Below are 10,791 nucleotides of genomic sequence, written 5' to 3'. Positions count from 1 at the left end.
GGAAACTTAAAAAATGGTGAAAAGGTAACAATCTTAGGGAAGGCGAACGGCTGGGCGAAAATTAGTTATAAAGGTCATGAAGGTTATATTTCACTAGAGTTTATTCAAATTGGAATGGATCCTGCAAAACCAACTGTTCCTGGACAAGTTATAGAAGAACGAGCAGTTGTAAATGCTTCTCTATTAAATGTTCGTAAAGGTTCATCTACGGAAACTGCAATTATTGGTCATTTGAAAAATGGAGAGACTGTGACAATAGTTGCTAAAGAGAATGGTTGGGCCAAAATTCGTTTTAGTGGCGGTGAAGGGTACGTCTCATTACAATTCCTAAAAATGAAACAAGGTTCGTCTTCATATGAAATTGTTACTTCATCTCAAAAAATCCAAAAACCAAATGAAGTAGAAGCTGAACGAATTATGAAAAATATGAAAGAGGACGCTTATATTACAAACGGTGGTAAGGTTGTAGATATGAAGCAAGGGTTTGTTCGCGCAAATGGCGTTATTCATATTTACGATATTCAGACTGGAAAGAAACTTACATATGTAAAAGGTGGAGCAGACTTAAAGTTTGTAAAAGCTGTCGGGAATCGTATACATGTGAAAATCGATGGATTGACAGGATATGTAAATATAGGTGATGTAACATTGCATCCGACGATGACAGGGGCAGCAACTTCTTACTATTCCGTAAAAAATGGGAAACTATATCATTATGTATATAACTCTTCTACTGGTAAGCATGCAGTGTATCAAGTTGGAAATGCACCGAAGCATTTAAAAGAGGGTGAGCGCTACGAGTCATTTGATAAAACACAAATTGGTGGGAAAGATAGTTATCAATACTTTGAATATGTGCCACTGCGTGTAACTTCTACCTATACAGGTGAAGAGATTGATAATTTCTTACGTAAATCTAATCCGAATAGTCCTCTTGTTGGACTCGGGGAATATTTTGTAAGTGCAGCAGAGAAGTATAAGATGAATGCTGGATACTTGTTATCACATGCTATTTTAGAGTCTGGTTGGGGAACAAGCCGTATTGCGCGAGACAAGAAAAATTTATTTGGATTTAGAGCAGTAGACTCAGATCCATATAACGGAGCAACTGGATTTAAAACATGGGAAGAGGGCATTGATTTTTGTGCAGCGTACATCGATAAACATTACTTAACGCCAAGTGGAAACACATATAATGGTGGGAATTTAGGTGATAAAGCACAAGGTATGAATGTTATGTATGCAAGTGATGAAAACTGGGGACAACAAATTGCATCACTTATGCACAGAATAGATGCAATAAATGGAAGTAAAGATTTGAATAAATACAGACTTGGAACATTGAAGACAAGTTCAGTAGTATATAAAAACCTAGCTGGAGATCAAAATGGTTCCACGTCTCGAAATATAATGGTGGCGATTAAAAATACGATTCATACCCCACAAGGGTCATATTATGAAATCGTTTCAGATAATAAGGCGTACAATAGTGTTTACGTGAAGACTGAATCAGTAAATCTTGTAAACTCTTATTAAGGTTCATTCAGTAGGTAGATACCGATATTAGAAAATACAATTCATGTTATTAGCCTTCGCCAATCGGGCTTTTACGGGTAGTTGATCTCCCAACGAACTCCTTTAGAAAAGTGGGAGCAACATGTCATTTTGTTGTTGGTAATAGTAGAGAAATAATAACTGGCGGCGTGGATTATATTCCGCGCTATGCCAGTATCCCGAGTGTTGAGAAACTACAATCTGTATTGAAAATTTCTATCTCGATTGAAAATGCTGTGAATTATGAGGTTTGGGGTAATTTGCCATTTCTTACATCCTCATAAACAAATGAAGTAGATGTTTTCATATAATTGAAAATTTATTCTTTTGTTCAATCGGCAACTAATGCTACAATATAAGAGAAGAATGTAATATTTTCCTATTTGGAAAATACCTTGTGGAAAGGAAGAAACTTCATGCCTATTATTTTAGAAAAAGGACAGAAGATTGACTTAACGAAGGGACAACCAAGAGTAGCAAAATTACAGGTTGGCTTAGGATGGGATCCAATGGGACAATCAGGTGGATTTCTATCTTCGTTATTTGGAAGCAAACCAACCATCGATTGTGATGCATCTGTGATTATGTTAGAAAATGATCGTTTTTTAAATAAAAATGATCTTGTTTACTTTGGTAATAAGCTGTCTGCTTGTGGAAGTATTATTCATTCGGGTGATAATTTAACAGGTGAAGGTTCTGGTGATGATGAAACGATTTTCGTAGAATTACATAAAGTTCCGAGTCGGATTAATCGTTTAGTATTTGTTGTAAATATTTATGATTGCGTGAATCGTCGCCAAGACTTTGGCATGATTCAGAACGCTTATATTCGTATTCAAAATCCGCAAACACGTGAAGAATTAGCACGTTACAATTTATCTGATAGTTATGGCGGGAAAACAACGTTAGTTGCAGGTGAAATGTACCGTCATGGAAGTGAATGGAAGTTTGCTGCGGTTGGAGAAGGTACGCAAGATAAAAATTTAAGTGAGATTGTATCACGTTATCAATAATATAATTTTAGGAGGAATAATATATGGCATCGATTTCGTTAAAAAAGGGACAAAAGGTAGATTTAACAAAAACAAACCCAGGTCTTTCTAACGTTCTTGTAGGTCTTGGATGGGATACAAATCGTTATGATGGACAAAACGATTTTGATTTAGACGTTAGTATTTTCCTAGTAGGTGCAAATGGAAAAGTATCAGGTCCAGAGGACTTTGTATTTTATAATAATCCAAAGGGTGCAAATGGTTCTGTAGAGCATTTAGGAGATAATCGTACTGGTGACGGCGAAGGCGATGATGAAACAATTAAAGTAGATTTAAAGAATGTTCCTGCTCATATTGAGCGTATTTGTTTCACAATTACAATCTACGACGGGGAAGGCCGCAGCCAAAACTTCGGACAAGTATCTAATTCTTTCGTACGTATTGTAGATGAAGAGAAAGGATCAGAGTTAATTCGTTATGATCTTGGTGAGGATTTCTCTATTGAAACAGCAGTAGTAGTAGGGGAATTATATCGTCATGCGGGTGATTGGAAATTTAATGCGATTGGAAGTGGATTCCAAGGTGGATTAGGATCTTTATGTAATAACTTTGGTTTAGATGTAGAGTAATAAAAGAAATATACATGAGTGAACATGTACGTCACTCATGTATATGTTTTTAGAATGATAGCATAAGAGGTGAATATAAATGGTTATTCAATTGCAAAAAGGACAGAAAATTGATTTAGGTAAGACAAGCCCTGGTCTTACAAAAGCGGTTATCGGTCTTGGATGGGACATTAAATCATATGATGGCGGATCTGATTATGATTTAGATGCATCTGCTTTTTTATTAGATGCAAATGGAAAATGTACGAAAGAAACAAATTTTATTTTCTATAATAACTTACAATCTCCTTGTGAATCGGTTTTACATACAGGTGATAACCGTACTGGTGCTGGTGAAGGTGATGATGAGCAACTTGTTGTAGATTTAACGAAAGTTCCAGCAGATGTGCATAGAATCGCAATTACTGTTACGATTTATGATGCGGAAGGACGTAATCAAAACTTTGGACAAGTTGCAAATGCATTTGCTCGTTTAGCAAATGAAGAAACAAATGAAGAAGTTCTTCGTTTTGATTTAGGGGAAGATTTCTCCATTGAAACAGCAGTTGTCTTTTGTGAATTATACCGTCATAATGGACAGTGGAAGTTTAATGCAGTAGGAAGTGGATTCCAAGGTGGATTAGGTGCGCTTGTAAGAGCGTATGGCTTGGATGCGTAAGAGGGAAACGAACTTCGTTTCCTTTTTTCGCCTTTCTATAAATCTAGCAGAGAATAGGGGATAACAGTAAGATGAGCATTTTACAAGGCATGCTTGATACGTATGCCCAATTTTTTGATTGGGACATGTGGATTAAGGTGTTGCAAGATCCGGTATCATGGGGATTAATTGGTACACTTGTAGTACTTGAAGGTTTATTATCTGCTGATAACGCACTTGTGTTAGCGGTAATGGTAAAACATTTACCGGAAGAAAAACGTAAAAAGGCATTATTTTATGGATTAATTGGTGCATATGTATTCCGCTTTATTGCGATTGGAATCGGTATGTTCTTAATTAAATTATGGTGGGTAAAATTATTAGGAGCGCTGTATCTCGCATGGCTTTCTATTAAATACTTTATGGATAAACGAAAAGGAAATGATGAGGAAGAGGAAGCACATGGCATGAACGAAAACAGCATTCTCTTTAGAATGTTTGGTGTATTCTGGGGAACAGTTGTAATGGTTGAATTAATGGACATTGCATTCTCGGTAGATAGCGTTCTTGCAGCATTTGGTGTTTCTAATGAAGTTTGGATTCTATTGTTAGGTGGAATGCTCGGTATTTTAATGATGCGTGGTATTGCTGGCGTATTTTTAAAATTACTAGAACGTATTCCTGAGCTTGAATCAACGGCATATATTTTAATTTTAATCATTGCTGGGAAGATGTTATTATCTGTCTGGCATATTGAAATGCCACACTGGTTATTCTTTATAATTCTTGTTATCGCATTTGGCGCAACATTTATTCTGCACTATATGCGAAAAGGACAAGCTCGCGAAGAGATTGCAGCTACTAAGCAAGAAGATAAATAATTGAAATGGGTTAGCTCGTTATACGAGCGCCCATTTTTTATAATCTAAAATAGTTTATAATAAAGAGATAAGATATTAATTTTTAAAAAGTAAATGTTTTTGGAGGTGAACTGTCGTGTTTTCGCGTTTTACACTTCATCCATACGCATTAAAAGCAGAAAATGATTTGAAACAATTTGAAATGATTTTAGAAAAGCGGCCGCAGTATGAATTAACAGAGAATAAGATGCAATTTAGCTACATAGCTTGTCGAATTCTTGGTGTCCCTAACGATGTAGATGAATATTTTAATGAATTGTTTGATTATAGTGAAGCGAAAGGGATTCATGTACTACACGAACAAAATTTAAATAAGGTCATTGATTCTGAGAAGCTTCGTCATATTCAAGAAGTATTTATACTACATCAGGAAGCGCCGAATGGTCTTACAGTAAATCGTCTTGTTGCACATTTATCAGGTAAACAATTGTTACCAAAAGTCGATAACCCTGATTTACAGCACTATATACATACAACATTTATCGCTGTGCTAAAATTGTACGAGAAACAGCATAATCAATCGTTAAAAACAGAAGGTTTTCGACGTTTCTTAATTGATATTATTAAATTAAGTGAAAATTACGTAGCAAAATGGTTTTCGACAATTAATTATAAAAAGCAAATGCCTCGCATCGTTTGGTATGGAGATGCAAAGGAGAGTCGTATTTATTTCTTATACTTCCTTATTATGCTCGGGTGTGATGTTTTATATTATCATCCAGAAGGAAAAGACGGCTTTGAAAGTGTTGATGATCAAGAAAAAACTTTTGTTATTTCACATTCAGGTCGTATTTCACTTGAGCCATTTCCAGATCGGCGCCGTGAACGTGTCGCAACGGTGGCTTATCAAGCATCGAAAGAAATTGAACAAGTACTCCACCATGACAATTCTTTATTATACAAACCGTGGCAATTTCGCGCATACACACCTGTAGCACGTACACTAAAGACAACATATGATGAACTATTTTTAATTACGAAAGAGAAGGCATTTGTACGTCCGACATTCTTTGTGGAAAATAAACATATTTATATTCCGTCTTTATTTGCGAAGGTGTCAGGTGTTTCGAAGAATGATAAAGAATACTTCCAAAGATTGAAGACAGTAACGACATTTGATAACAGCTTGTTAATTAATACATTTCCATTTACAAAAGAACAAAAAGCAAACTTTCAATTTCATTATCGAGATGCATTAGACCGCGCTGGAAAATTGCATCCCGATCAAATTATGAACAGTCATTGGTGGCCGCATAAGCGTTTACCTGAAGGATTACAACATGGAATTGCTGAGGCGATTATTCATACGTGTGAAAGTGAACTTTGTAAACCTGTTGGAAAAGAAACGAAACAAGAGGTAGCATTGTATGTTTTTGCACAGCTTTCTCAAATTCCACCTCGTATTTTAGAGTTACTTGAGAAATTTGATTATTCGCAAGAAGTACCAAAAATTGTTATATTTAATAATGAGAAGAGCGGAGAATTAACTCGTTCTGATGCTGTCTTGTTGTTATTCTTAAATCAAATCGGAATTGATGTATTGCACTTTAATCCGACAGGAAGAAATGATATTGAACCTTACATTGAAGCAGCGGCATTTGATTCCCACTGGCTTGAAGAAGTGAATTTTGATCTTGAATTTCATGGTCCATCAGCTTATAAGAATTTATCTCAAACAATAAAAGGGCTATTTCGCCCATTTTTATAAAGAAGGGGAGAAAAACATATGAACAATAATCCTATCGTATTAGATTCAAAAACAGAATTAAATGAACAAACAGCGCAAGATGTCCGTTTGCAGCTTAGACAAGATGCCGAAGTTCAACGTATCTATAACGCTGTTGATATTAAAGATCAGTTGGAGTTAATTGAGCTAGGGAAAGAACCTTCTATGGAAATTTCTCGCTTCGCGGATCAAATTTTACATACGATGTCTTTATCCAAGATAGAGGATTCTGGGGAATTATTAAAGCAACTTGGTAAGATTATGGACAGGTTTGATAGTAAAGATTTCGCAGAAGAGAAAAGTGGCTTTTTCTCTCGTATGTTTAAAAAAGCAGATAAAATGATTGAGCAAATCTTTAGTAAGTATCAAACGATGGGCCGTGAAATGGACAAAGTGTACGTGGAAATTACAAAATACCAAGATGAAATGAAAAAATCAATTGGTACGTTAGATGGTTTATATGAACAAAACTTAAAATATTATTTAGACTTAGAGAAATATGTAGTAGCAGGGGAAATGTTACTAGAGCGTCTAAACACAGAACTTGTTCCAATGTATGAAGAACGCGTTCGTAATAATGATCAGTTGGCAGGGATTGAATTAGAATCTTTGAGAAACTCTGTTGAAATTTTAGAGCAGCGCATTGATGATTTAGAGAAGGCTCGTATGGTTGCACTATTAACAGCACCACAAATTCGCATGATTCAACGTGGTAATAACAAATTAATTGGTAAAATTAATACAGCATTTATTACAACAATCCCTATTTTTAAAAACGGAATTATTCAAGCTGTGAATGCGAAGCGTCAAAAGCTTGTTGCTGACTCTATGGCGGAGCTTGATCGTCGTACAAATGAGTTGCTTAAGAAAAACGCACAAAATATTGCAACACAAAGTGTAGAAGTAGCAAGGCTTTCTGGCTCTTCTAGTATTAAAATGGAAACACTTGAAGAAACATGGAATATTATTTCAAGAGGTATGCAAGAAACGCAGCAAATCGAAGAACAAAACAAACGTGAACGTGAAGAAAGCCGGAAACGTATGGCAGAACTTACGGAGAATATTAAAAAAGAATTACAAGGGTAATAAAAAGGCAATGAGGAGATTCCTCATTGCCTTTTAGCTTCTTTTAAACACCTTTATAATCTCATTCACAACAAGTGGCATAATACTTAGTACGATAACAAATCCCCAGTCTTGTAATGTTAAGGCGTGTACCCCAAATATGTTGGCAATTGGTGGTATTGAGATAATACATATTTGCATTAGGATACCGATAAGTAGGGAGAAAACTAAGTATTTATTTGTGAATATTCCAATTGAAAAGATTGACTTTGTACGAGATCGTAAGTTGAATGAATGAACAAGCTGTGAAAAACTAAGTACGACAAACGCCATCGTTTGAGCATGTAGTAATGCATCGTCATCAATTTGAGATGGGAACAACGGGAAGATATTCGTATCTCCTGTGTATAATTTCGCTCCAACAATAAAGGCGATTAAAGTAAGCAGCCCTATGACAGCCCCGTTCAGAATAAGGAAAGGGACACTACCTTTAAACAAGCTTTCCTTTTCTCCGCGAGGTTTGTCTTTCATAACATCTGGATCTTCTGGATCAACGCCTAGCGATAGAGCCGGGAGCGTGTCTGTAATTAAGTTCACCCATAAAATATGAATGGGACGAAGCGGTGTAGCCCACCCTAGTAAAATAGCTAAAAAGAGTGCAATAATTTCTCCAAAGTTGCAAGAAAGTAAGAAAAGAATTGATTTTTTTATGTTGCGATAAATATTTCTTCCCTCTTCAACAGCTTTGACAATAGATGAGAAGTTATCATCTGTTAAAACCATATCAGCCGCTCCTTTAGCGACATCTGTTCCTGTAATCCCCATTGCGACTCCGATATCTGCTTGTTTTAAAGATGGTGCATCATTGACGCCATCCCCAGTCATAGAAACAATATTTCCTTTTGCACGTAATGCTCCCACAATTTTTACTTTATGTTCAGGAGAGACACGGGCAAATACATTTAAATGATTAATTTCATCTGCTAATTTTTCATCTGAAATACGATCTAATTCTGTGCCAATCATGACTTCAGTTTCTTTTTCAGCGATGCCAAGCTCTTTTGCGATAGCAAAGGCAGTATCTTTATGGTCGCCTGTAATCATAACGGTACGAATCCCTGCCCTTTTACATGCAGCAATAGAAGCTTTTACTTCGGTTCTAGGGGGATCAATCATACCGACAATCCCTATAAATATAAGGTTTTCTTCTATGTGATCCTTGGCGATGTTTTGTGTGTCATACTGCTTGAAAGCAAAAGATAGTACGCGCAAAGCTTTTTGGGACATCATTTGAGCAGCTTCTACTATTTGTTCTTTATCTGCATCGGTTAAAATTCTTGTCTCACCATTTGTGAAAATATGGGTACAACGAGGTAAGAGTTTATCAATTGCTCCTTTTGTCATGCTGTAATAGTGCTTATCATATTCATGCACTGTCGACATCATCTTGCGTTCGGAGTCAAAAGGTAATTCATTCACACGTCTATGTTGAACTTCTAACGTCTCTTTTTGAAAATCAAAGGTGCTGCCGGCAACAAGAAGAGCAATTTCTGTTGGATCCCCAGTCTGTGATTCGGCTGTATAAGATGCGTCGTTACATAAAATCATGTTTTCTAATAATAAGCGTTGGGCGTCATTATTTACGTTTACATTCTCTAGTTTGTCATATGTATGGTCACTATAAAAGTGAGTAACTGTCATTTTGTTTTGAGTTAATGTACCCGTTTTATCTGAACAAATAATCGTAACCGAACCGAGTGCCTCAACAGCTGGAAGTTTGCGAATGATTACGTTTTGTTTAATCATTCGCTGTACACCAATTGCGAGAACGATAGAGACGATGGCTGGTAATCCTTCTGGGATTGCCGCGACCGCCAAGCTAATTGCAGTCATAAACATTTCTAGTGTATCTCGTCCTTGGAAATATCCGATTAAGAACATAATGATACAGATTGCTACAGCTACAAACCCTAAATATTTTCCGACTTGTGCTAAGCTTTTTTGAAGTGGTGTTGTATCGTCGTCAGCTTCATGTAACATAGTAGCGATTTTTCCGATTTGTGATTTCATACCTGTTTCAACAGCAACCCCAACGCCACGTCCATACGTGACGAGTGTTGACATAAATGCCATATTTTTTTGATCGCCTAGTGGTACTTGTTCTTCATTTTGAAGAGAAGGATGATACGTAGAATCTTTGTCAACAGGAACAGATTCTCCTGTTAAAGCAGACTCTTCAATTTTTAAATTGGCCGTTTCGATAAGGCGTAAGTCACACGGAATATAACGTCCGGCATCAAGCATAATAATATCTCCCGGTACGACTTGCTCAGATGGAATTTCTTTTAACTCACCATCACGTTTTACGATGGCTTTAGGTGTGGCCATTTTTTTTAATGCTTCTAAAGCTTGCTCTGCTTTTGATTCTTGAATAACACCGATTGCAGCATTTAGCAAAACAACAAGGAAAATAATGCTGGCATCGGCCCATTCACCTACAAAGGCTGAAATAAGAGCGGCAATTAAAAGAACATAGACGAGGACATCATTAATTTGAGAAAAAATACGTTGCCATAGCGTTCTTTTTTGTTTTGTGATGAGTTCGTTTCGGCCGTATTTCTTTAGGCGACTTTGTACTATTTCGTTTGTTAAACCATGTTGTTCGTTTGTTTCAAGTGAAAGTATTGTTTCCTCTTTCGTTTTACTGTACCAATTGTTCATAGAAAAGCACCTCCGGTAAACACAGTTAGCAATGGTAATATAGTGAGTAATAGATGTGAGATCGATGGTGGGGTTCTTCTTTTATTGTACAGTATTTGGAAAATAGATGTAGAAAAGTAGGGGGATGTCATGAATTTGTTAGAATTGAACTACCATCACTTACCCTTGATAGTTCCGTTTCGGAACGAGATGAAGATGATTAGTATGCATGTTACAGTTCTAACGTGCTATCCGTCTTCACTTCGTTTAGAAGGGTGAAAATAAAGAAAAGCCCCTTAATCAAGGGACTTTTCTTTATTTTTTAATTAACGTACCCAATTCTTCTGTAATAGCTTGCATTTCACTAATGCTAAATGTTTCACGCTTCATTACATGATCATAAATGTCACGTAAATCTTCGTACATAGCTTCATTAAAGCTTTCAGCACGCATTGCACCAGCATTTACCATACGTAACTTTTCTTTAATCGCCTCTACCATATATTCAACATTTTCTTGTGATTTTACGGATAAATCCACCGAAGTGTCCCCCTTTGAAATAACATAA

Annotated in this window: 9 protein-coding genes; 7 read left to right on the top strand and 2 right to left on the bottom strand. The window is 36.3% G+C overall.

Features of this window, described 5'->3' with window-relative positions; translation table 11 throughout:
• The 7 genes from CN373_RS15090 to CN373_RS15055 all read left to right on the top strand — a co-directional run.
• Nucleotides 1–1,536 (top strand): SH3 domain-containing protein (locus CN373_RS15090; RefSeq protein ID WP_098359615.1); only part of this gene is annotated, 1,536 nt, incomplete at its 5' end.
• Between the two features lie 434 nt (nucleotides 1,537–1,970).
• Nucleotides 1,971–2,567, top strand: coding sequence for a TerD family protein (locus CN373_RS15080; protein WP_001121601.1), 597 nt, complete (start codon nucleotides 1,971–1,973; stop codon nucleotides 2,565–2,567).
• Nucleotides 2,568–2,590: 23 nt separating this feature from the next.
• A complete protein-coding gene (locus CN373_RS15075; protein WP_000146734.1) occupies nucleotides 2,591–3,175 on the top strand; it encodes a TerD family protein in 585 nt (194 codons plus the stop codon).
• Between the two features lie 79 nt (nucleotides 3,176–3,254).
• Nucleotides 3,255–3,833: a TerD family protein gene (locus CN373_RS15070; protein WP_000236655.1), complete on the top strand. Its 579-nt coding sequence runs from the start codon at nucleotides 3,255–3,257 to the stop codon at nucleotides 3,831–3,833.
• 71 nt (nucleotides 3,834–3,904) lie between these two features.
• On the top strand, nucleotides 3,905–4,693 hold the full coding sequence (locus CN373_RS15065; RefSeq protein ID WP_000025711.1) for a TerC family protein: 789 nt from the start codon (nucleotides 3,905–3,907) through the stop codon (nucleotides 4,691–4,693).
• Nucleotides 4,694–4,808: 115 nt separating this feature from the next.
• Nucleotides 4,809–6,440, top strand: a complete 1,632-nt coding sequence (locus CN373_RS15060; RefSeq protein ID WP_000492827.1) for a YceG family protein — start codon at nucleotides 4,809–4,811, stop codon at nucleotides 6,438–6,440.
• A gap of 18 nt (nucleotides 6,441–6,458) precedes the next feature.
• Nucleotides 6,459–7,544, top strand: a complete 1,086-nt coding sequence (locus tag CN373_RS15055) for a toxic anion resistance protein (RefSeq protein WP_001063853.1) — start codon at nucleotides 6,459–6,461, stop codon at nucleotides 7,542–7,544.
• Nucleotides 7,545–7,577: 33 nt separating this feature from the next.
• Here CN373_RS15055 and CN373_RS15050 read toward each other — a convergent pair whose 3' ends face one another.
• Both CN373_RS15050 and CN373_RS15045 read right to left on the bottom strand, forming a co-directional pair.
• Nucleotides 7,578–10,244, bottom strand: a complete 2,667-nt coding sequence (locus CN373_RS15050; protein WP_001067216.1) for a cation-translocating P-type ATPase — start codon at nucleotides 10,242–10,244, stop codon at nucleotides 7,578–7,580.
• 294 nt (nucleotides 10,245–10,538) lie between these two features.
• Nucleotides 10,539–10,763, bottom strand: a complete 225-nt coding sequence (locus tag CN373_RS15045; RefSeq protein WP_000366201.1) for a DUF1128 domain-containing protein — start codon at nucleotides 10,761–10,763, stop codon at nucleotides 10,539–10,541.
• Nucleotides 10,764–10,791: the final 28 nt, after the last annotated feature.

This window comes from Bacillus cereus (assembly GCF_002561295.1).
Lineage (GTDB): Bacteria > Bacillota > Bacilli > Bacillales > Bacillaceae_G > Bacillus_A > Bacillus_A cereus_S.
Note: the sequence above shows the minus strand (reverse complement) of the source record. Positions and strands in the feature narration are given on the sequence as shown.